Origin of the sequence: Achromobacter sp. ACRQX, from assembly GCF_022346505.1 — a bacterium.
GTDB lineage: Bacteria > Pseudomonadota > Gammaproteobacteria > Burkholderiales > Burkholderiaceae_B > Achromobacter > Achromobacter animicus.
Genome location: NZ_JAKRML010000045.1, coordinates 1 through 23,202 on the forward strand (window position 1 = coordinate 1; position 23,202 = coordinate 23,202).

General features: G+C 68.7%; 12 protein-coding genes. All 12 read left to right on the forward strand.

Annotation, left to right across the window (positions count from 1 at the left end):
- Positions 1-49 precede the first annotated feature (49 nt).
- From MHZ91_RS26895 to MHZ91_RS26950, 12 genes are read left to right on the forward strand one after another with little or no spacing between them, the layout of a single operon-like run.
- Positions 50-1,309, forward strand: coding sequence for a CpaF family protein (locus MHZ91_RS26895; protein ID WP_239216441.1), 1,260 nt, complete (start codon positions 50-52; stop codon positions 1,307-1,309).
- 21 nt (positions 1,310-1,330) lie between these two features.
- Positions 1,331-2,314 carry a type II secretion system F family protein gene (locus MHZ91_RS26900; protein ID WP_191576372.1) on the forward strand — a complete coding sequence of 328 codons (984 nt, stop codon included), beginning with the start codon at positions 1,331-1,333 and terminating at the stop codon, positions 2,312-2,314.
- A 22-nt stretch (positions 2,315-2,336) separates the two neighbouring features.
- On the forward strand, positions 2,337-3,278 hold the full coding sequence (locus tag MHZ91_RS26905) for a type II secretion system F family protein (RefSeq protein ID WP_239216442.1): 942 nt from the start codon (positions 2,337-2,339) through the stop codon (positions 3,276-3,278).
- Positions 3,275-4,240: a tetratricopeptide repeat protein gene (locus tag MHZ91_RS26910; RefSeq protein WP_239216443.1), complete on the forward strand. Its 966-nt coding sequence runs from the start codon at positions 3,275-3,277 to the stop codon at positions 4,238-4,240. Before MHZ91_RS26905 ends, MHZ91_RS26910 begins: the two co-directional genes overlap by 4 nt.
- Entirely contained in the window at positions 4,233-4,760 is a 528-nt protein-coding gene (locus tag MHZ91_RS26915) for a TadE/TadG family type IV pilus assembly protein (RefSeq protein ID WP_239216444.1), read from the forward strand. Before MHZ91_RS26910 ends, MHZ91_RS26915 begins: the two co-directional genes overlap by 8 nt.
- On the forward strand, positions 4,757-5,374 hold the full coding sequence (locus MHZ91_RS26920) for a hypothetical protein (RefSeq protein ID WP_239216445.1): 618 nt from the start codon (positions 4,757-4,759) through the stop codon (positions 5,372-5,374). The genes MHZ91_RS26915 and MHZ91_RS26920 overlap by 4 nt, the downstream gene beginning before the upstream one ends.
- Positions 5,371-6,921: a hypothetical protein gene (locus MHZ91_RS26925; protein ID WP_239216446.1), complete on the forward strand. Its 1,551-nt coding sequence runs from the start codon at positions 5,371-5,373 to the stop codon at positions 6,919-6,921. Before MHZ91_RS26920 ends, MHZ91_RS26925 begins: the two co-directional genes overlap by 4 nt.
- Before the next feature lie 38 nt (positions 6,922-6,959).
- Complete coding sequence (locus MHZ91_RS26930; protein ID WP_239216447.1) at positions 6,960-17,117, forward strand: putative Ig domain-containing protein; 10,158 nt, start codon at positions 6,960-6,962, stop codon at positions 17,115-17,117.
- 8 nt (positions 17,118-17,125) lie between these two features.
- Entirely contained in the window at positions 17,126-18,853 is a 1,728-nt protein-coding gene (locus tag MHZ91_RS26935; protein ID WP_239216448.1) for a TolC family protein, read from the forward strand.
- A 1-nt stretch (position 18,854) separates the two neighbouring features.
- Complete coding sequence (locus tag MHZ91_RS26940) at positions 18,855-19,664, forward strand: efflux RND transporter periplasmic adaptor subunit (protein ID WP_239216449.1); 810 nt, start codon at positions 18,855-18,857, stop codon at positions 19,662-19,664.
- The gene (locus MHZ91_RS28435) at positions 19,661-21,019 is read left to right on the forward strand and encodes an HlyD family efflux transporter periplasmic adaptor subunit (protein WP_239216450.1); all 1,359 of its coding nucleotides are present in this window, start codon (positions 19,661-19,663) and stop codon (positions 21,017-21,019) included. Before MHZ91_RS26940 ends, MHZ91_RS28435 begins: the two co-directional genes overlap by 4 nt.
- Positions 21,004-23,178, forward strand: coding sequence for an HlyD family efflux transporter periplasmic adaptor subunit (locus MHZ91_RS26950; protein ID WP_239216451.1), 2,175 nt, complete (start codon positions 21,004-21,006; stop codon positions 23,176-23,178). The genes MHZ91_RS28435 and MHZ91_RS26950 overlap by 16 nt, the downstream gene beginning before the upstream one ends.
- Positions 23,179-23,202 lie beyond the last annotated feature (24 nt).

Sequence of the window (23,202 nt, forward strand, 5' to 3'; positions counted from 1 at the left end):
GATGCGGCGGATCAGCGCGTCGATCTGCGCCTGAAGCCGGTCGCGCGGCATGGCCGCCGCCCCCAACGCCGAAAGCACCGCGCAGCGCCGCGTGATCCGCAACGAGCTCTTCGAGCTGATCGACCCGCTCAAGGCGGCGGCCATGCCGCGCGACCGGCTTCAGGCGCAGATCGACGCGCTGATCCGCCGCATCTGCGACGAGCAGCGCCTGCAGCTGTCCGGCCAGGAAGAGGAACTGATCGCGCGGCAGATGCTGGACGAGATGGTCGGCGTGGGCCCGATCGAACCGCTGCTCGCCGACGACACGGTCAACGACATCCTGGTGAACGGCGCCAACCAGATCTTTGTGGAACGCTTTGGCAAGCTGGAGCTGTCGTCCATCACCTTCATCGACGAAGAGCACGTCTTCAACACCGCGCAGCGCATCGCCGCCCGCGTTGGCCGCCGCATCGACGAAGCCAACCCCATGGTCGACGCCCGCCTGCCCGACGGCAGCCGCGTCAACGTCATCACGCATCCGCTGGCGCTGGACGGCACCACGATCTCGATCCGCAAGTTCATGCGGCGCGACCTGTCGCTGGAATCGCTGGCGACGCGCGGCGCGATGTCGATGGACATGGCCGTGCTGCTGCGCCGCGCGATGGAAGCGCGGCTGAACATCGTCGTGTCGGGCGGCACCGGCGCCGGCAAGACGACGCTGCTCAATGCGCTGTCGCAGAACATCAGCCCGCTCGAACGCATCATCACCATCGAGGACGCCGCCGAACTGCAGCTTCAGCAGGAACACGTCATCCGCCTGGAGACCCGCCCCGAAAGCGCCGAAGGCGGCGGGCGCGTCGACCAGCGCGACCTCATGAAGAACGCGCTGCGCATGCGCCCCGACCGCATCATCCTGGGCGAAGTGCGCGGCGGCGAGTGCTTCGACATGCTCCAAGCCATGAACACCGGCCACGACGGGTCGCTATGCACCGTCCACGCCAACACGCCGCGCGATGCGCTGATGCGTCTGGAAAACATGGTGATGATGGCGAACATGCAGTTGCCGCTGGCCGCCATCCGCCGCCAGATCGCCAGCGCCGTCGACCTCATCGTGCAGATCGAACGCATGCGCGATGGCGCCCGGCGCGTCGTATCCATCATGGAAATCTGCGGCATGGAAGAAGAAGTGATCCAGACGCAGGAGCTGCACGTCTTCCGCTCGCGCGCCGGCTCGACGGCAACGCAGGTGCTGGGCGAACACACCGGCAGCGGCCTGCGCCCGAACTTCTACACAGAGAAGTCGCACCTGTTCGACCAGGATCTCGCCTGACGGCGGCAAGGCAGCCCGGACATGCTCGACCTCTTCACCCTGCTCATTTTTCTTCTGGTGTTCATCGGCTTTTTCGCGGTGCGCGCCAACAGCCGTCGCCAGCGCCGCGAAGACGCGATGGCCGCCCGCCTGGCGGCGCTGCGCCTGCAGATGCAGCGCGAGAGCGGCCTGGCGGCCGCCGTGCTGCAATCGCCCGACTCCATCGCGCTGCCGGGCCAGGACGACCTCTTTCCGCGCTGGCCGTGGCTGGGGCAGCGTCTGGCGCGCTTGCGCGATGGCCTGCGCGCGCTGGGCTGGCTGCCCAAGCTGCGTGAGCGCATCCTCATTTCGGCCGCCGTCGCATTGGTTGGCGCGCTGGCGCTGGTGCGCATGACCGGCACGCCGTTCCTCCTGGCGCTGCTGGCCGCGCCGCTGCTGTGGGCCGCGCTGTGCACGATGCTTTATCAACAGGCCATGGCCAAGCACCTGGCCGCGCTGGCGCGCAGCCTGCCCGAAGCGATCGACGGCATCACCCGCATCTGCCGCTCGGGCGTACCGCTGCAAAGCGCGTTCGGCATCGCCGCCGATCACTTGCACGGGCCGCTGGCGCCCGAGCTGCGCGAGATCGAGAACTGGCTCAAGCTCGGCGTGCCGCTCAAGCAGGCCATGCAATCGTCGGCCGAGCGCGTGCCGCTGCCGGAGTACCGCTTCTTTGCCGTCATTCTCATCATCAGCCAGGAGTCGGGCGGCCGGCTCGGCGACACGCTGGAACGCCTGTCCGCCACGCTGCGCGCGCGCGCCGAACTGGGCATGAAGGTGCAGGCCAAGACGTCCGAGGCGCGCGCCTCGGCCAAGATCGTCGCCCTGCTGGTGCCGGGCGTGCTGCTCTACATGTACCTGAATTCCCCGGACGACTTCCGCTTCATGTTCAACGACGCGGCGGGCGTCAAGGTGATGATCTACGCCGCCGCCAGCGTTGGGCTGGGCCTGTTCATCACCCATCTGATGGTCAAGCGGATCCGCTGACCCTGCCCCGCGACTAGCTGCCATGCCCCTCTTTTCCGATCCCCTGGCGCCCCTGCTGCTCCTGGCCTTCATCGCCGGCATCGTGCTGGCCGTCTGGCTGCTGCGCGCCGAGTCGCGCCGCAATCCCCTGCACGAGCGGCTGGGCCGCCGCGGAAGAGGCGCCGGCGAAAGCACGGCCTCGATTGCGCTGGACTCCAGCTCGCCGCTGCCTCCCGTCGCCCAAGGCATCGCCGCCTTCGGCATGAAACTGGCCGGCACCGAGCAGGACCGCCTGGCCACCGAACGCCTGCTGGCGCAGGCCGGCTGGCGCCGCCCCGAGGCCAGCGGCCTCTTCATGGCCGCCAAGTACGGCAGCGGCGTCGTGCTGTGCGCGCTGGCCTTGTGGCTGCTGACCAGCCCGCAAACGCGCTTCGGCCTGACCGGCCTGGCCGTGGGCCTGATCTCGCTGTTCGTCGGCACCACCTTGCCCGAACTGCTGGTCAAGCTGCGCGCCGGCCGGCGTCACGAAGCCCTGGCCCGCAGCATGCCCGACGCGCTGGACCTCATGGTGATCTGCGCCGAGGCCGGCCTGCCGTTTCCGCGCATCCTGAAGGTGGTGTCGCGGGAACTGGCCTTCAGCGCGCCCGCCATGGCCGACGAACTGGCCTTCACCAGCGCCGAACTGCAACTGCTGCCCGACCGCGCCGCAGCGCTGCGGCACCTGGCCGACCGGACGCGCGTGCCGACCATCGAAAGCATGGTGGGGTCGCTGGTGCAGGCCGAACGCTACGGCACGCCGCTCGCGCAGGCGCTGCGCACGATTGCCGAGGAAAGCCGCAGCCGCCTGATCCTCGAACTGGAAGAGAAGGCCGGCAAGCTGCCCGCGCAGCTCAGCGTTCCCCTCATGACCCTCATCCTGCCGCCGGTGGTCGCCATCGTCGCCACGCCCGCGCTCATGCGCGTTATCCGGACCCTGATGCAATGACCGCAACCCTTCCGATGTTCCCGCTGCCCACAATGCGCCTGACCCGCGCCGCCGGCGTCGTGCTGATGGCCGCGCTGCTGAGCGCGTGCAGCACATTCAGCAAGTCCGATTCCGCCACTGCGCCCAGCAGCCGCAACCTGTTGACCCAGTCCAGCGGCAACACGGCCTCGCCGCGCCCGCTCGCCAGCAACGGCGACGCGGCGGCCGAAGGCCTGAAGCTTGCGCGTCTGCTGCGCGACCAGGGCCGCTACGAAGGCGCGGCCGGCGTCTACGCCCAGCTTGAACAGCGCGGCAGCCTGAAGCCGCTGGAGCTGCTGGAATACGCCAGCGTGGCCGCGCCCACCCAATCGCCGCGCGACAACCTGGCCCTGTTCGGCCGCGCCCGCCGCGCCCTGAACGAAGCGGGTACGACACTCACGCCCGCCGCGACAGTCACGCTGTGCAACGGCCTGGGCCGCGCCCGCATGGCGATGGGCCAGCGCGACGCCGCCCTGCAGGACTTCGACTGCACACTCGCGGCCGACGCCAACAACGTCGCCGCATTGAACGCCAAGGGCGTGCTGCTGGACGCCAGCGGCGACCACGCGCAGGCCCGCAAGCTGCTGGCGCAGGCGTGGGAACTGGATCCCTCGGACTTCCGTGTCCTGAACAACCTGGCGCTGTCGCACCTGGCCAGCGGCGATGCGCAGGAAGCCATCCGCCTGTTGTCGCAGGCCGACGCGGTCCAGCTGCCGACACTCAAGCTGAACCTGGCCTTCGCGCAGGTGCTGCAGGGCGACGACGCCGCGGCGCGCAAGACGCTCGAAGGCATCATGGCGCCCGCGCTCGTGCCGCAGGCGCTGGCCGACTTCGCGCAGCGCCGCCAGCGCATCCGCGACGGCGCCGCCGTGGGCAGCGAACTGATGGCCGCCAGCCGCCACGTGCTGCTGCTGCGCGAAACGGAGGCAAACGGCAATGGCTGATCACGCCTGCGGCGCGCGCCGGTTCCTGCGCAGCCAACGCGGCTCGCTGTCCGTCGAAGCCGCGTACGTCCTGCCCGTCGTCATCGCCGCGGCGATGATGTTCATGGAGCTGGCCAACATCGGACTGACCATCAACATGGGCGCCAGCGCGCTGGAACGCGCCGTGCAGCAGTTCCGCCAGGACGGCGCGGCGGGCATGCAGGACGGCGGCGCCATCGAGTCGCTGGTGCGCTCGCGCATGGTGGCGGCCTCGCACAACTACCTGGACGACGAGAACATCGCCACCGTCGAAGTCGAGCGCTTTGCTTCGCTGGACGCGATGGGCGGCGGCGGTGGCGAGGACGAGACCCAGGCGGCGGCCTTGACCAACGTGCCCGCGTGGCGCATCGAGGTCGACGTGCGCAAGGACTTCATCACGCCCCTGCCGCGTCTCCTGGGCGTGGACAGCGGCGCCTTCCGCTACCGCTATCAGCAGGTGCTGGCGTACCTGCCGCAACGCAATCAGGAATCCCAGCCGTGACCGCCGCCCCGCGTCCACCCCGCCACGCCGCGACGCCGCGCCGGCGCCAGCGCGGTGCGCTGGCCGTGGAAGCGGCGCTTGCGCTGCCCATCCTGCTGGGCGTCGGCATGATCGGCGCCGACATGCAGCGCATCCACAGCGAACGCATCCGCGTGGAGAACGCCGCGGGCGCCATGGCGCTGAACATCGCGGCGCAACCTTCCCTGACCGCCGCCGGCGTCGACATGCTGGCGCGGCTTGCCATGCAGGGCCACGAAGAGATGCAGCAGCTCATCATCCTGAACGTGCTCGAGTCCGGCCGCATCGCCTGGGCGCTGCAGCGCGGCGGCGCAGGCGACCTGTGCGACGCGCCGGCCTCCGGCGGCCAATACACCGGCGTCCTGCCGCAAGACCGCCCCGACACCGGCGAAAGCAATGTGGACAACAGCACCCTGTCGATGATCGTGGTGAAGGCCTGCCGCGACACGGCCGACATCTCCATCTGGGCCGGCATGCCGCTGCCCGACCTGCTGCAAACGGCCGCCGTGTTCCGCGCCACCTCCCGAACCATCACGCTGGATGAAACGCTGCGCGCGGAAAGCGTCGCTTCCGGCCTGGCCTACGCCCAACCATGAAGCAACGTCCCGACCGCGTCCTCTCGCTGGCCCGCCAACGCGGCGCGTCCGCCGTATTCCTGCTGCTGTTGATCGGCGCCGTCGCCGCCCTGGCCGCCTATGCCTCGGACGGCACGCGCATGACCGCCGACGCCGCACAGCTCAAGCGCGCCACCGACGCCGCGGCGCTCGCGTCCGCCGCGGCCTACGCCAAATCCCGCGACGCCGACATCCAGGACATCGCCGAACGCTACGTGGCGGTCAACCTGGGCATGGATCGCGCACAACTGGGCCGCGCGTTGTCCGTCCGGGCCGAGACGATCACGAAGAACGACATGCCCGGCACGCGTGTCACGGCGACGTTCGAAGCCTCGAGCATCCTCTCGCAGACGCCAGACCAGGCCGTCACCGTCGCGTCGGCCGCCGTCTCGCGCCAGCGCTCGCTGGAAGTGGCGCTGGCGCTGCCCAACTCGCTGGGCGAAGACGCCAACAATCTGGCCGCGCTGCGCCGGCTGGGCAAGTCGTTCGCCTCGCGCCTGCTGGAAGACGCCGACAGCGCCTGGCTCGCGTTGGTGCCCTACAGCCAGGCGGTCAGCGTCTACGATCCGGCGCAGTCCAACCGCATCCGCCTGTGGAGCAAGCCGGGCGCGCTCAACCCCGTCGAACTCACCTCGCTGTTCCGCTCCGGTTACGCGGGTCTGGCCGACCGCCGGATTCCCGACCGGCGCGCCAACCTGCTGTGCATGTACCGCGGCCTGAACCGCGGCGACAACTACTTCTGGACCGAACCGCCCGCCGGGCAGTTTGGCGTGTACTACCGCCACGATCTGCCCGAGAACGGCAGCCCCGGCGCCCCGCCCATCCGCTGGATCGGCCCCAATCCGTTCTTCGGCCAGGCCAACGGCGTGAACGACACGCGCTGGATGGTCGCCGACCGCGGCTGCCCCCACGCGGCGCTGCTGCCACTGACCAACGACCTGGGCAAGATCGGCGAACGGCTCGACGAAATGAGCACGCGCTTCAACACCAACCATGCCATCGCCATGGGCTGGGCCGCCATGGCGCTGGCGCCGGCCTTTCGGGGCGGGTCGGGCTGGGGCCTGGAGGACGATCTGCCCCGCGACTTCGACGACGGCACGGGCGATCGCGTCAAGGCCATCGTGTTCCTGGCCAACTCCACGGGCCAGCGCTGGTTCGACACCGATTCCTACAACGCCTACGTCGGCCAGAAGATCGATGGCGACTCGGACAACGGCGGCGGCGATGACAACGTCGTGACCGAACGCTTCGCCCGCCTGTGCAGCAGCTTTCGCGCCCGCGACCTGAAGTTCTACCTGATCGTCACGGGCAATGACGAAGAGACGGACGAAGACGGACAGATCCGCAGCGCGTCAGACTTCCGGCGCATCGCGGGCCCCGGGCTGGCCGTCTGCGCCGAAAAGGGATCGGACCAGATCTACCTGTCCGGCAAGGACTTCGTGGTCTCCGAAGGCCGCATCCAGAGCCGGCTCGACGACATCGTCGACGAACTGCGCCAGCTCGCGGCGCTGACCACGCTCGTCGAATAAGCCAACCCCCGCATCACCACATTTGTTCCAGGACTTCCATGACTTCCCGCCGAATCCCCACGCTCCGCCGCCAGGCATTGGCCCTGGAACCCCGCTTCCTGCTTGATGCCGCCGCCGTGACGACGGCGGTGGACGTGGCCGCGCAGGCCGTGCCGCCGACCGAGACGGCGCCCGGCGTGGACGCGACGCCGACCGAAGCGACCGTTGTCGTCACTGACAGCAGCGATACCTTTGCGCCGGTCGATCTGTTCAGCGGCGTTGACGTGCACGCGCAGACGAGCGGGACGGACGAATTGACGCAACTGGTCGTCACGGTGGATCGCAGCGGCGCGAACCAGGCGCTGGTGATCGACGGCAAGACCATTGCGCTCGAAGGCGGCAGCGGCACGACGCGCGCCGATGACGACGGCTACTTCTACACGGTCGCCGTCAGCGGCAACACCACCACCATCACACTGCAACTGGATGCGTTCAATCCGGCTCCTGCCAGCGTCGCGGCATTGATCGACAGCATGTCGTACCAGATCCTGGACAAGTCGGTGGACGGCGGCAAGGTGTCGGTCTCGCTCAAGAGCCTGTCCGACGCGGGCGGCCAGACGACCGACCTGTCCGCCATCACGGCGACGATCGACATCGACAGCCGCATCAACGTGGCGCCCGAGGTGAAAGGCGACCTGCTGCAGGAAGCGGATCACTTTGGCACCGGCAGCCTGGCCGGCGCCACCGAGGTCGCCTATTCGGCCGACGGCAGGTTCGTCTACGCGGCGGGCAGCAACAACACGCTGTCCATCTTCGCCGTAGACGCGGCCTCGGGCCTGCTCAGCAAGACGCAGGACCTGACGTTGGCCGACCTGGGCACGGTCAATCATCTGGTGGTCAGCGGCGACGGCAAGTCGGTCTACACGATCTCCAGCAACGGCAACCTGATCCAGTTCAGTGTCGATGCGACCGGCACGTTGAGCCATGCGGCCACGCGATCGGTGGGCGGCGGGTCCACCGGCGGATTGGCGATCTCGGAAGACGGCACGCAGCTCTACGTGGACGCGTCGAACAACTTTGGCCGCGAGGCGCACGTCTACAGCCGCGACACCGAAACCGGCGCGCTCACGCAGATCCAGCGTCTGGACGCCGTGCGCAACGCCAGTCTTGCCACGGCCGGCGGCTACGTCACCGTCATTCACAGCGGCGCGGGTATCAACGCCAATCACACGCTCAAGATCTATCAACGTGACGCGGATGGCGTGCTGAATCTTGTCGACAGCCTCCTGCTGGACAAGACCGGCCAGGACGCCGTCGACTACGCAATCAGCATGTCCGCCGACGGCAAGCTGCTGTTCGTGGGCGAACCGGGCGCCAGCAACATCTCGGTCTTCCGGCTTGGCGCCGACAATCTGCTGACGCGCGCGGGCACGGTCGCCAGCGACAACATCGGCAGCCTGACGCTGAACGCGGACGGCACGCTGCTGTATGCCGCCACCACCGCCGGCACCGTCAGTGTCTACGCCGTGTCCGGCGACGGCGGCTTGACGCTGCTGGGCAGCGCCGCAGGCAAGACCAATGGCGCAGACATCTCGCTGTCCAAGGACGGCATGTCGCTGGTGGTGGCGGGCAACGGCCTGACCCGCTACACGACACTGCAATCGCTGACGCTGGGCCAGGACACCGTTCTCGGCGACCGCGTCAGCCTGTCCGACCGCAATTACGATCTGCTGGACGGCGGCGCCGGCAACTACAACGGCGCCAGCGTGTCCATCAAGGCGTCCCTGCCGGGCGGCGCGTTCGGGTTTGAGGGCGGCAACGGGCTGTCGATGACCAACGGCGTCATCTTGCGCGGCGGCGTCCAGATCGCCACGTACACCGTCGATGGCGACACCCTGACGCTGCGCTTCACCGGCGACGCCACGACCGCCGTGGCGAACCAGGTGCTGCAACAGGTGAGCTACGGCAATTCGGCCGTCGCGGCCGGCACGTTCATCACGCTGACCGTGCAGGCCAACGACGGCGCGTTGAACAGCGAAGCCCTCTCCATCAGCTTCCGCAGCAATACGGGACCGCAGATCGATGCCGGGGTTGCCAACGGCTACACGCCGGAGACCGTCACCACGGAGAAGGACTACCAGCTCGTCCTGCCGGAGAACCTCTTCAACGACGCGGACGGCGACCGGTTGACCTGGCGCGTTAGCGGGTTGCCCGCCGGCATCAGCTTCGACCCCGAGACCCGCACCCTGTCCGGCACCGCACTTGTCGCCGGCGCTTATCCCATCCGCATCACCGTCACCGATGCGTACGGCGCCAGCGTGACGCTGGATCTGAACCTGGATGTCGTTCAGACCCCCAATCGCGAGCCCGTCGTCAGCAGCAGCGCACCGGCGTCGTTCGGGCAGGTCACCGCGGGAGAGGGCGGCTTTACCGCCACCCTGCGTGCGGACATGTTCACCGATCCGGACAGCCGTTACGGCGACACCCTCACCTGGAGCATCGTCGAAGCGCTGCCGGCAGGCCTCGTGTTCAACGCGGCCACGCGCACGCTGAGCGGCACGCCCACCACGCAAGGCGATTACGTCCTGACCGTACGCGTGACGGACAAGGCAGGCCTGACCGCGGACCACAAGATGACGCTGCGCGTCGTCTCGGCCGCCGAAGCCGCCAACAGCGCGCCCGCGTTCGACATCGACGGCAGCGATCTGAGCTACACCTCGGATGGCCGGATCAACGGCTACGACCAGTACGTCTACAGCGTTCAGGTGTCGGACGACGGCTACACCGTCATCGTGCTGGGCAACGGGACGAACAACCATCAGGTTTCCCCCGCGGGCAACAGCACGCTCAGCGTCTTCACGCGCAATCCGAACACCGGTGAACTGACGCTGGTGCAGCGCTTTGTGCAGGGCGCCGTGAACGACGGCAACGATGCCAACGGCATCGAGATCCAGGGCCTGCTCAGCGCGGCGTCGGCCGTGTACTCGGCCGACGGCAAACACGTGTACCTCGTCGGCCAGAAGGCCGACGGCGGCAACTATTTCCTGACCGGCTTCAACGTCAACGCGGACGGCACGCTCACGGCCAGCGGCCACGGCGCCGAGCTTGGCAGCACGCAGGTCAAGCAGCTTGTCGCGTCACAGGACGGCCACCTGTACGGCATCGCCGGCAACACCCTGTACGCCTACGGCATCGGCGCCAACGGCGAACTGACGGCCTCCCGCACGTACGAGAATCAACCCTTCAGCACCGCGTCCGCCATCGAGGCCGACGCGCAGGGCCGCGTGTTCGTCGCTGGCGCCAATACCCTGACCATCTACGCCGCCAATCCCGACGGCAGCCTCACGCAACTCGTGACGCATACGGGTGACGTCGGCAACTTCGCGCGCAGCATCGCGGTGTCGGGGGACACCATTTACGTGTCGGCGGGAAGCAATGGCATCCTGACGCTGCGCTTCGACCCGATCGCGAAGACGGTCACGAAGGTTTCGTCCGTGGGCGCCCAGATGTGGGGTCTGGAACTGTCGGCGGACGGCAATACCCTCTACGCCGGCGGCCTGACCGGCGCCCTGAACGTCTACCGCATCGGCGCCGACGGCTCACCCACCCTGGTCACGACCATCGCCCACGAGGGCGCCTCGGGCAACTATCGCGCCTTCCGCTTTGGCATTTCGCCGGATGGATCGTCGATGTATGTCGGCGGCTTCTACAACGCCGCCGGGCTGGGACACATCGACATAGAAAAGGCGCTCACGGGCGCCTATGCGGAAGGCCAGACGGTCAAACCGGCGGCCGGGCTAACGTTCGGGGACGCGGACTACGACGCGCTGGCCTCGGGCGCGGGCGATTACAACGGCGCCACCATCACGATCGGGCGCGAAGGCGCTGCGAACACCAACGACCACTTCGGCTTCGACAACGCCGACGGCCTCACGCTGACCGGCACCGAAATCCGCTTGAACGGCGACAAGATCGCCGACTTCACCAGCGCCGGTGGCATCCTCACCATCGCCTTCACCGGCCAGGTCAGCACCGCCACCGCCAACGCCGTGCTGCAGCAGGTGACCTACACGCACGACAGCAAGGACCCCGGCGCCGCCATCCGCCTGAAGGTGCAGGTGCGCGACCAGTTCGCCAGTGGCGTGGACAGCGTCGTGCTGGCGCTGACGGTCGCGCAGGTGAACGACGCGCCGGTTGTTGTCTCCACGCCGGCCGACGTCCGATACAGCCCCGGTGAAGCTGCCGTTGGCCTGTTCGACGGCACCACGATCTCGACCGTCGAGAACGGCCAGACGATCGCCGGCCTGACCCTCACCGTATCGCCCGTGGCCAACGGCGCCAGCGAAACGCTGACCGTGGACGGCACCACCATCGCGCTGGTCGCAGGCAACGGCACGACCTCATCGGGTCACGCCTACACCGTCACCATAGACAACGGCGTGGCCACCATCACGATCACGCCGGCCGCCGGCATGACGGGCGATCAGGCGGCGGCGCTGGTGGACGGCATTGCCTATGCGAACCATGCCGCCGCCCCGACGACGGGCGAGCGCAGCATTGCGCTGACCGCCGTGCGCGACAGCGGCGGCACCGACAACGGCGGCAAGGACACCGCCGAACCGGACGTCGTCGCTAAAGTGAACGTGCAGTTCGAAGCACCGGTGCTGACCACGCCCATCGATTCGGTAGGCTTGAATGAACTGATCAGCCAACTTGCCGACGGCGCGCCGTCCACTGCGCTGGAAGGCGTGCTCGATGTTTTCGAGGTGGACGGCAAGTTCTACCTGCTGCGCACCACCACCGAGTGGAACATGGACGCGCAGGCCGACCTGGAGGTCAACACGCTGTACGTGCTTGAGCGCGGCGCGGACGGCACTCTGCGCATCGCGCAGGCCATCGGCAACGGTGAAGTCGGCGCGCTGGCAGGCGCCGCGGATCTGCGCGTGTCGGCCGACAGCAAATCGCTTTACGTCGTCGCCAACCAGGGTGTCGTACTCTTCAGCCGCGATGCGGCGACGGGAATGCTTACCGCGCAGGGCACCTTTGGTGCCGACATCGTCACGGAATACGGCATGATCCGCGACGTGCTCGCCACTGGCGGCCTCGTCTACGCGACGGCGGGCGACAACCTGCTGGTCTTCCAGCAGGACGGCGCCGCGCTCGCGCTGATCCATACCTATACCGACGCGGGCGACACCGGCCTGCAACTGGACGGCGCCAATGCGTTGACGCTGTCGGCCGACGGCCGCTTCCTTTTCGTGGGCACGTCCGGCGGCAGCACGCTGGCGAGCGTCTTCTCGCTGGACCCCAGCGGCGTCCCGGCGTTCGTCATGGCCGCTCAGGGCAAGGACCCCGCCGCGGCGGACCAGTTCTACTTCACGCAGACGCTGACGGTTTCGCCGGATGGCAAAACGCTTTACGTGGTCGACTTCGACGACAACCAGCATCGCCTGCATACGCTTGCTGTGGACGCAGATGGCCGGCTCACGGCGCTGGCCACGACGCTGCCGGCCGGAGACGTCAAGCAGATCGTCGTGTCGCCGGACGGCTCCGCCGTGTTCGTGATCGCCAGCGACCGGATCGGCGTGTACAGCCGCGGCGCGGACGGTGTGCCCGTGCGCGTCGGCGAGATCTCGGGCTATGGCGACCCGTTTGGCGACGGCGTGAGCTTCGGCGAGATCCGCAGCGCAACGATTAGCGAAGACGGCACGAAGCTCTATCTGACGGGCCAATTCTCGTTCGACGACGGCGTGCTGGTGCTGGACCTGAAGCCCGCCGCCGCGCACTACACGGAAGGGACAGCGCCTGTGGCCATCCTGCCGTCGGCCACGCTGTCCGATCCGCAGCTCGATGCACTGAACAACGGACAGGGCGATTACAAGGGCGCCAGCATCTCGGTTGAACGCGCCGACGGCGCGCACGCCGACGACCGCTTCGGCTTTATCGACGGCGACAACCTGCGCCTTGACACCGCCAGTGGCCAGATTCTGTTGAACGACGTCGCCATCGCGACCTTCTCGCAGACCAACGGCGTGCTGACGCTGACGTTCACGGGCGCCATCAGTAAGGCCGATGCGCAGAACGTGCTGCGCCGCATCGCCTACAGCAATGCCAGCAACGATCCCACCCGTGACGGCGCGACCATCGTGCTGCGCACCACGCTGCACGATGGCGACGGCCATCAGGATGAACTACAGACCGAGATCGAGCTGGAAGGCGTCAACAATGCGCCGATCATCGACACCACGCCGCGCAACCCCACGTTCCCGGCCGAAGGCGAACCGGTCAAGCTCTTCGAGGGCACTACGGTCGACACCGTGGAATCCGGCCAGAACGTGGCCCGCGTCATCGTCACCATCAGCCCCGCCAACGCACAGGACATCCTGGGCGTGGACGGCAGCAAGATCCGTCTGGACAAGGACTCCAACGGCCCGCAGACCACGGCCTCCGGCCTGCAGTACATGGTGACCATCGCCGACGGCGTCACCACCGTGACCCTTTACCTGAACTCGTCGGGCGAACGCGCCGCGCAGGTCATCGACAGCCTCACCTACGCCAACGCCGCCAGCCCGCTGAGCGGCACGCGCACGATCAGCCTGACCGTGCAGGAGTGGGACACCGTCAATGGCTCGACGGATGCGGATGACGCCGCAACGGTCACTTTGGCCGGCCCGACCAGCCCCAACACGCCGCCCACCGTCACCGGCGGCGACGACGTGTCCTACACCGAACGCGCCGATGCCGTCCTGATCGCGCCCGATAGCGTAATTGCCGATGCGCAGATGGACGCCTTCAACGGCGGCGCGGGCAACTACGACGGCGCTGTCTTGACGATCACGCTGGGCGCGGGCAAGAGCGCAACCGACACGCTCGGGTTTGAGCCGGGCAACGGCCTGACGCTGGAAAACGGCGTCCTGAAGAAGGACGGCGTGGCGATCGGCGCGGTGTCGCAGGCCGACGGCGTGCTGACCATCCGCTTCAGCGACGAGGCCGGTTCCATTCCCACCAAGGCCGACGTGCAGAACACGTTGCGCCAGATCACCTACGCCAACAGCAGCCATGCGCCCGTAGACAGCGTGGCCATCAGCGTGACGCTGACCGACCAGCGCGGCCTCGCGTCGACGGCAATGGACTTCTCCATCAACATCACGGCCATCAACGATGCGTCGGTCGTCGATGCCGATCCGGTGCTGTCGCTGGGCGACCTGACGCACGTGCAGGATCTGACGACGATTCCCGGTCTGGAAAAGCCCACCGCCAGCGTCGTGTCCGCCGATGGCGCGCGCGTCTACGTGGCCGACGGCAAGGGCGCCATCGCGGTGTTCAGCCGCGACGGCGACACCGGCTCGCTGACTTACGTGCGCACGTTCGCCGGCGTCGGCAATCTTGCGGGCATCAACGAGTTGGTGAGCTCGGCCGACGGCAAGAGCCTGTACGCCCTGCGCGCGGACGGCAACGCCATTGGCGTGTTCGGCGTGAGCGCCGACGGCACGCTGACCCACCAGGCCACCATCACCAGCAATTACGAGCTGGATGGCGGCAGCCTGAACGACATGAAGGGCATTGCGTTGTCCCAAGACGGCAAAAACCTGTACCTGATCAACAGCTACGGGATCGCCTACTTCAACCGCGACGCGCAGAGCGGCACGCTCACGTATATCGGCGCCATCAGCGGCGATATGAACGCCGAGCCGTTCCTGTGGCAGCCCACCGACATCGCGGTGCGCGGCGACCTGCTCTTCGTGGTGACCAACACCAGCTCGAGTTCGACGCTTATCGTCTATCGCCGCGACGTCAGCGGCGCCTTGTCGGTCCTGACGCACATCCAGGGCGGCGGCACGGACGCGGCCGGCCAGACCGTCTCGTTCTCCAACCTGCAGCACATCGCCGTCAGCGCCGACGGCAGCACGATCTTCGTGTCCAACAGCCGCACGTCCTCGTTCAACGGCTGGACCGGCGGGTATGAAGTGCACGAGAACCCGCAGGCCATCGATGCCTTCCGCCTGAACGCGGCGACCGGCGCGCTGACGCATCTAGGCACGCTCACCGGCAGCCAGACGGTGGAGAGCATCGCACTGTCCGCGGATGGCAAGGCGCTGTTCGTGACCCTGGCGGACGGCACGCTCAACTACTACGCCACGGCAACGCTCAATCTGATCAGCTCGCAGAGCGGGCTGGCCGGGGCAGGCCAGATTGCGGTGTCGGCCGATGGCGGCGTGATCGTGGTGGGCAACGAACTGGACGTCCTGAACGCCCCGCCGGCCCCGCAGCCCGTCTACATCATCGACGGCGACGGCGTGCCGGTCGCGCCGACGCTTGCACTCTCGGACGCCGAACTGGATGCGGCGAACAACTATCAAGGCGCCAGCGTCACCTTCAGCGGACAAGCCGGCGACCGCTTCGGCTTCCTGGCCGGCGACGGCTACACGCTCGCCGGGGACGTCATCTCGTTCAACGGCCAGGCCATCGCCACGCTGACGCAGACTGGCGACAACGCGACGCTGCGTTTCACCGGGCCCGTCGACCGCGCGCAGGCCAATGCGCTGCTGCACCGCGTGACCTACGCCAGCACCGGCGGCACGCCTGGCACGCGCAGCGTCACCATCACGCTCAACGACGGCGACATCGCCAGCGCGGGCTATGACGTGGACGTGACCGTCCGCCTGCCCAACCAGGCGCCGGTCGCGGGCGCCGACCCGTACACGCCCGAGACCGCGCTGGCCGGACGCGATTACACGGTGACCCTGCCGGAAACGCTTTTCAGCGATCCGGAAGGCGGCAAGCTGACGTGGAGCGTCAGCGGCCTGCCTGCGGGGCTGACCTTCGATCCCGCCACCCGCACGATCTCCGGCGTGCTTGCCGGGACCGGGCAATACACGGTCGTCGTCACCGTGACTGATCCGGAAGGCGCATCCGTGTCGCGCGACGTGATCTTTGAAGCCGTCGAGCCGCCGAACACCGCGCCCGTCGACAGCGGGATCGCACTGACACCGGGTGTCGTCCAGGTGGGCGAGCCCTACGCATACACGTTCCCCGCCGGGCTCTTCACCGACGCCGACGGCGATGCGCTCACGTGGCGGATTGACGGCCTGCCGGAAGGACTGACCTTCGATCCGGCGACCCTGACCCTCCGAGGGACTGCGACAGCCGAAGGCAGCGTTGCCGTGGTTGTGAGCGCCACCGACACGTCGGGCGCCAGCGTCTCGCGCATCATCACGCTGACGGTCGCCACCGCGCAGACCGAGCCGAACCCGGGGACGAATCCTGGCACGGATCCTGGGTCCAATCCCGGCACGGATCCGGGCACGCAGCCCGACCCCAACGCCAACCCGAATCCCGGCAACCCCGCCGACGTGCCGCCGCCGGATCTGAGCGCGTGGCAGCGCGACCCGGTGTTTGCCTCCGACACGACTGCCGACGACACGCGGGACGACGCGTTCCGCTCGCTACGCCAGGCGCTCGGCGGTATTCCCGCACCGTCCGTCGATGCGTTCAGCGTTCCCATCCGCGACGGCCTGTCGACGCCGCCGCAATGGACATCGACGGCGCTGCTCGACGAACTGCTGGCCGACTCGCTGGAACGCCGTGACGCCGACGCGGCACGCCCGTTCACGCTGGATGCGGGCGGCGGCGTCCGTTCGCCGCTCGTGGTCCTGGCCAGCCCCGACGCACCCGGGCTCTCGTTCTCCAGCGCCGCGATTACGGGCCTCTGGCGCGCCGACGTGGCGGGCAACCGGCAGACCTACGCCTTGCCGCGCGGCCTGATCCGCAGCAGCGGTCCCATCGCCTCGCTGGCGTTGCGCATGGCGGACGGCTCCGATCTGCCGCCGGGCGTGCGGCTCGATGCGGCGCGCGGCCTCATCGTGGCGCCGGGACTTGCCGACGCCCAGACGCTATCGCTGCAACTCGTGGTGCGCGCGGCCAGCGGTGAAACCCGCGCCATTCAGGTCACCATCTCCGCCGAGCGCGTAGGCGCGTGGCAAGGCGCCGACGCCGTTGCCGATGCCGATGCCGATGTCGATGCCGTCGCCACCCATGACGACACCCTCGCCGCCGACAAGCCCGCGCTGACCCAGCAGCTTCGCCACAGCGCCGCGCACGACGTGCTGGATGCGGCGCGGCAGTTTCTCGCTTCCCTGGACGACGGCGCCGCGGGCGGCGCCTCCGACACGGCCGCCGGCGCCCGGCAGGCCATCACCATCAATGCAGCAAGCTGATTCCAGACATGACTCTTACCTTTGATTCCGCCACGCCCATGACATATCGCGCCCGCCGCTTCGCCCTGACCGTGCTCGCCACGGCCGTTCTCGCCGGTTGCGCCGTCACGCCGCCCGAGAAGCTGAGCACGCAGGACCTGCTGCAACTCGACCAGGCCGACCGCGGCGCCATGTTCGCGCAGCAGGAACCGGTGACGGGCCCGATCACGCTGGACGAGGCCATCGCCCGCGCCGTCAAATACAACCTGCAGCAGCGCCTGGCCCTGATGGAGCGCGCGCTGGAAGACGACCTGACCGACGTGCAAAAGCAGGGCATGCTGCCCAAGCTGACCGCCCGCGCCGGCATGCGCGCCCGCAACAACGATTACGGTTCGTCCAGCGAATCGCTGGCCACCGGCACGCAATCGCTGGTGCCGTCCACCAGCCAGGAACGCGACACGCACACGGCCGACCTGCAACTGACGTGGAACGTGCTGGACTTCGGCCTGAGCTACTTCGGCGCCAAGGCGCAAGGCAACAAGGCGCTGGCGGCCGAAGAGCGCCGCCGCCGCGTCGTGGCCGACATCATCCGGCAGACGCGCACGGCGTACTGGAACGCCGTGACCGCGGAACGCCTGAAGGACCGCGTGACATCGACGCTAGCCGAAGCGCGCCAGACGCTGGAATACGCGCGCCAGACCGAGCAAAAGCGTCTGGTCGCGCCCATCCTGGCGCTGCGCTACCAGCGCGATCTGCTGAACATGGTGCGCCAGACCGAGGCGCTGGACAACGAACTGGCGCAGGCCAAGGCGCGCCTCGCCACGCTGATGAACCTGCCGCCCAGCGCGGACTTCCAGCTGGCCACGCCGGACGCCGCCACCATGGCGCCGCCCGTGCTCGCTTACGAACTGCAGGACCTCGAAGCCCTGGCAATGGTCCGCCGCCCGGAGCTGCGCGAAGAAAGCTACCTCGCGCGCAACGCCGTGCTGGAAACGCGCATGTCGCTGCTGCGCCTCTTGCCCAACGCGTCGCTCTTTGGCGGCCTGAACTACGACAGCAACAAGTACCTGGTCAACAACAGCTGGGCGGACGCCGGCATGCAGGTGAGCTGGAACCTGCTCAGCGTGCTGTCGTGGTCGTCGATCACCCGCGCCGGCGAGTCGCGTGAACAGGTGGCCGAACTGCGCCGCCAGGCCTTGCGCATGACCGTGCTGAGCCAGGTCCATATCGCCTGGCTGGAACGCCAACGCGCGGAAACCGCCTTCCGCCGCGCCAATGAACTGAGCCGTTTGCAGGACGCGATTCAGGTGCAGACCGAGAACGCCGCGCGCAGCAGCGCCGAGACGCATCTGGAAGTGGTGCGCGCAAAGGTCGAGACCCTGCTCGCCACGCGTGCCCGCGACCTGAGCTATGCCGAACTCGTCAACGCACAGAACACGATCTACCAGGCCGCCGGGATCGATCCCCTGCCCGAACGTATCTCCGATGAAAGCCTGGCCAGCCTGGCGCGCGACATCGCCGAGACCAACCAGAAGATCGAACGCGGCCACGTCGACATTCCGCGCCTGGCCGTGGCGCCGCAGGCCATCGACACGAACGGACAGGCCATCGCGACACCCGTGATCGACCCCGTTGCGTCCGTGACCGAACCCGCCGCGCCGCCCGCACTGCGCACTGTCTCCGGCAATCTGTGGAGCAGCGTCGGTTCCGTCGCCAGCGCCGGTGGCGCAGACGACCCATCGGTGAAAGCGCGCTGACATGCCGATTTTGCAAGCCTCCGTATCGCGGCATGGCGCGCGCCTGCTGCTGGCAGCGGGCGTTGCCGCGTCCGCGGCCGTCCATGCCCAGACGCCGCCGCTCGTCCCCATGACCGCCCCGGCCGCCGCCGACACGGCCCGCGCCCAACTCGTGGCCGCGCGGCGCGCGGTGATTTCCAGCAGCCTGTCCGGCAAGATCGACGCGCTGCCGTTTCGGGAAGGCGACCGCTTCAAGAAGGGCGACGTGCTTGTCGCCTATGACTGCGCCCTGAACCGCGCCCGGCTGGAACGCGCCGTGCTGGCCGAATCGGCCGCGCGCAAGAAGCAGTCGGTGGCCGAGCAGCTGGAGGCGCTGCGCTCCATCAGCCGATCCGACGTCGAACAGGCGCGCGCGGCGGTCGCCGTCGCCCGTGCCGAAAGCAATGCCGAAAGGGTACTCGTGGATCGCTGCGTCATTGCCGCCCCGTTCGCGGGCCGGGTCGGCGAAACCTATGCGCGTGCATCGGAAAGCGTGGCCGAAGGCGAGAAGCTCGTCAGCATCTACGACGACTCCGCCTTCGAACTGGAAGCGATCGTGCCGTCGCGCTGGCTGGCGTGGCTCAAGCCCGGTTCGCCGCTGCGCGTCACCGTCGACGAGACGGGGCGCACGTACGAGGCCTCGGTCTCGCACATCGCGGGCGCCGTGGACCCGGTCAGCCAGTCGGTCAAGATCATTGGCCGCCTCGCCGACGCGCAGAACACGGCCGCCGAACTGCTGCCCGGCATGAGCGGCAGCGTGCGCGTGGATCTTCCCGCCTCGGGAACGCCGTGAAAGACAACGCATCGCGAGAGAACCTGCTGGCCGCGCTGCTTCAGTTGGAGAAGCGCGCACGTGCCTGCGCGGACGCGCAGGCGCTGGCGTTCCTGATGGTCAACGACACGCATGCGCTGGCGCCGTACCGGCAGGCGGCGCTGTGGCTGCCGGGCGCCGGCGGCGATGGCGTCATCACCGCACTGTCAGGCCTGGCGGTGCCGGACCCGAACGCGCCCTACACCGTGTGGCTGGCCGGCCTGCTGGCCAGCCGCGCACGCGAGGGCGCAAGCGGCCCCTTTGCCGCGACGCCCGACGAGCACGCGATGTGGGCGGAGCATCTGCCGGGCCACGGCCTGCTGCTGCGCCTGCCCCTGGGCGACGCGACGGCAAGCGAGGGTCTGCTTGCCCTGTGGCGCGATACGCCGTGGACGGGCGCGGAGATTGCCGTGCTGGGTCTGCTGGCGGACGCCTACGCGCACGCCTGGCGCGCGTTGGCGCCCACGCAGCGCACGGGCCGCGCGGCCGGCTGGTGGGGCCGCCTGCGCCATGGCGAACGCCGCACGCGCTGGTGGCTGGCGCTGGCCGCGGCCGTCATCGCGCTGATGTTCGTGCCGGTTCGCCAATCCGTGCTTGCGCCGGCCGAAGTCGTCGCGCGCGCGCCCATGGCCGTGCGCGCGCCACTGCAGGGCGTCGTCGACCAGATCGCCGTCACGCCCAACCAGACCGTCGAGAAAGGACAACTGCTGGCCGCGCTGGACGTGCGCGACCTGGAAGGTCGGCTGGAAAGCGCACGCCAGGCGCTGGCCGTGGCCGACGCCCAATTGCGGCAGAACCAGCAGCAGGCGCTGGTCGATGACCGCAGCAAGGCCACGTTGGCGCTGGCGCAAGGCAAGCGCGCGCAGGCCGCGAGCGATGTGGACTTCTATGCCAAGGCGGTGGCGCGCACGCAGCTACGCGCCGAGCGCGACGGCATCGTGCTGTTCGACGACCCCGCCGACTGGATCGGCAAGCCCGTGGCACTGGGCGAACGCATCATGATGGTGGCCGACCCGGCGGACGTCGAGCTGGAAATCCACTTGCCCGTGGGCGACGCGATTGCGCTGCCGGCCGAGGCGCCTATCCGGCTCTTCCTGAACACCGCCCCCGCCGATCCCTTGCCCGCCACGCTGCTGCGGGTGGGCTACCGCGCCGCGCCCACTGCCGAAGGCGCCATGGCCTATCGCGTGCGCGCACGCCTCACCGACGACGCGCTCGCCACGCAGCCGCGCGTCGGCCTGAAAGGCACCGCCAAGCTGTACGGCGAATCCACGCCGCTCTACGGCTACCTGCTGCGCAAACCCCTGGCGACGCTGCGCGTATGGCTGGGACTGTAAGCGGCGCGCTGCCCGCGCTGCGCGAAGAGCTGCTGCTGCATCGCGCGCCGCCCAACCACGACGGTTCGCCGGCCTGGACGCTGGAGGACCCCGGCCGCGGCCTGTTCTTTCAGATCGGCTGGGCGGAAGCGGAGATGCTGGCGCGCTGGCGGCTGGGCAGCGCCGACGCGATCGCGGGTGCGGCAGCCAGTGAAACCACGTTGGACCTCAGCGCGGACGACGTCGAGGACTTTGCAAAGTTCCTGCAGCACAACAGCCTCGTGCAACTGCGCGGCCCGGACGCGATTGCCCGCTACGCCAAGGAAGCCGAAGGGCGCCGCAGCAGCCACTGGTTGAAAAGCCTGATCCACCAGTACCTGTTCTTCCGCATTCCGCTGGTCCGGCCCGACGCGTTCCTGACCCGCACGCTGCCCGCCGTGCGGCGCCTGTTTCTGTCGCGCGCCTTCCTGCGGTTGACGGTGGCCGCCGGCGTACTCGGCCTGTTTCTTGCGGCGCGCCAGTGGGATCAGTTTCTCCACACGTTCCTGCACTTCTTCACCCTGGAAGGCGCACTGGCGGCCGCCGTCACGCTGGGCGCGGCCAAGGTGCTGCACGAACTTGGCCACGCCTACGCGGCCAAGCATCACGGCTGCCGCGTCGCCACCATGGGCGTGGCGTTCATGGTGATGTGGCCGGTGCTGTACACCGACAGTTCGGGCGCCTGGCGGCTGTCCAGTCGCCGCAAACGCATGTCGATCGGGGCCGCCGGCATGCTGGCCGAAACGGCGCTGGCCGCGTGGGCGACGCTGGCGTGGAGCTTCCTGCCCGACGGTGTGCTGCGCAGCGCCGCGTTCACGCTGGCAACGACCACCTGGCTGCTGACGCTGGCCGTCAATCTGAATCCGCTGATGCGCTTTGACGGGTATTTTTTGCTGACCGACGCGCTGAACGTGCCCAATCTGCAGAATCGTTCCTTCGCGCTGGCCCGATGGAAGCTGCGCGAATGGCTGTTCGGACTGGGCGACGAGCGCCCCGAAGTCTTCGCGCCCTGGCGCGAACGCACGCTCATCACCTACGCCTTCTGCGTCTGGATCTACCGCTTCTTTCTGTTCCTGGGCATCGCCCTGCTGGTGTATCACATGGCTTTCAAAATGCTGGGCATCGTGCTGTTCGCCATCGAGATCGTGGCGTTCGTGCTCAAGCCCATCTACACCGAACTGCGCGCGTGGCGCGAGCGCCTGACCAGCCGTCCCGGCGGCGGTTGGAACCGGCGCAGCCGCATCACCGCCGGCGTCGCGCTCGTCGGCGTGCTTGCCGCCGTGGTGCCGTGGCGCACGCGCATCGAGGCCCCCGCGCTGATGCACGCCGCGCAGCAGGCCCGCATCGTCGCGCCCGCCGGCGCCCGCATTCAGCGCATCGACGTGCACGCCGGGCAAACGGTCAGCGCCGGCGCGACGCTCTTCGTGCTGGACGCGCCCGACATGACCCACGAGATCGACTCGCTGACGCGCCGCATCCAGGTGCTGCAATGGCAGCAGTCGTTCCAGGCCATGACCCGCGACACCGCCGCCGCCGTGCCCGTTGCCGCCGGCGAACTGCAGGCGGCGCGCGAACGCCTTGACGTGCTGTCGCGCCAACGCCAGCAGCTCACCATCCGCGCGCCGTTCGACGGCATCGTCGCGGAACTGGCCGAGCCCCTCGCGGCGGGAGAGTGGATCGCCGAAGGCGAATGGCTGGCGTCGCTGGCCGACCCGTCAGAGGCGGTCGTGCAAGCCTATGCGTCCGAAGACGATCTGCACCGGCTGCGAGCGGGCGGCCACGCGCGCTTTCTGTCCGAAGATCCCGGCGAGCCCGCCGTCGCGCTGGTTGTGTCCGACATCGCCGCCACCGCGACGCGACGCCTGGCCGCCGCGCCCGAACTCAGTTCGACGAACGGCGGCGCCGTGCCCGCGATGCAGGCGCCGCGCGGCGAAGCGCGCCCCGATCCCGAATCGCAGGGCCTTGTGCCGGAACGCGCGGTGTATCGCGTGATCCTGCGCCCGGCGGATACGTCAAACGCCGCCATGCCGCGCCTGCAGGCCATGCGCGGCACGGCCATCATCGAAGGCGACGCCGAAAGCCTGTTGCTGCGCACGTGGCGCCGCGTCGCCGCGCTGCTGGTGCGCGAAACCGGCTTTTGAGGGGCATGCTTCGACCGCGGCGTT

Excerpts from the sequence above, each read along its gene's own strand:
- MHZ91_RS26930 (WP_239216447.1), top strand. The coding sequence starts at position 6,960 with ATGACTTCCCGCCGAATCCCCACGCTCCGCCGCCAGGCATTGGCCCTG.
- MHZ91_RS26950 (WP_239216451.1), top strand. The coding sequence starts at position 21,004 with ATGGCTGGGACTGTAAGCGGCGCGCTGCCCGCGCTGCGCGAAGAGCTG.
- MHZ91_RS26910 (WP_239216443.1), top strand. The coding sequence starts at position 3,275 with ATGACCGCAACCCTTCCGATGTTCCCGCTGCCCACAATGCGCCTGACC.
- MHZ91_RS26915 (WP_239216444.1), top strand. The coding sequence starts at position 4,233 with ATGGCTGATCACGCCTGCGGCGCGCGCCGGTTCCTGCGCAGCCAACGC.
- MHZ91_RS26900 (WP_191576372.1), top strand. The coding sequence starts at position 1,331 with ATGCTCGACCTCTTCACCCTGCTCATTTTTCTTCTGGTGTTCATCGGC.
- MHZ91_RS26925 (WP_239216446.1), top strand. The coding sequence starts at position 5,371 with ATGAAGCAACGTCCCGACCGCGTCCTCTCGCTGGCCCGCCAACGCGGC.
- MHZ91_RS26940 (WP_239216449.1), top strand. The coding sequence starts at position 18,855 with ATGCCGATTTTGCAAGCCTCCGTATCGCGGCATGGCGCGCGCCTGCTG.
- MHZ91_RS26905 (WP_239216442.1), top strand. The coding sequence starts at position 2,337 with ATGCCCCTCTTTTCCGATCCCCTGGCGCCCCTGCTGCTCCTGGCCTTC.
- MHZ91_RS26895 (WP_239216441.1), top strand. The coding sequence starts at position 50 with ATGGCCGCCGCCCCCAACGCCGAAAGCACCGCGCAGCGCCGCGTGATC.
- MHZ91_RS26935 (WP_239216448.1), top strand. The coding sequence starts at position 17,126 with ATGACTCTTACCTTTGATTCCGCCACGCCCATGACATATCGCGCCCGC.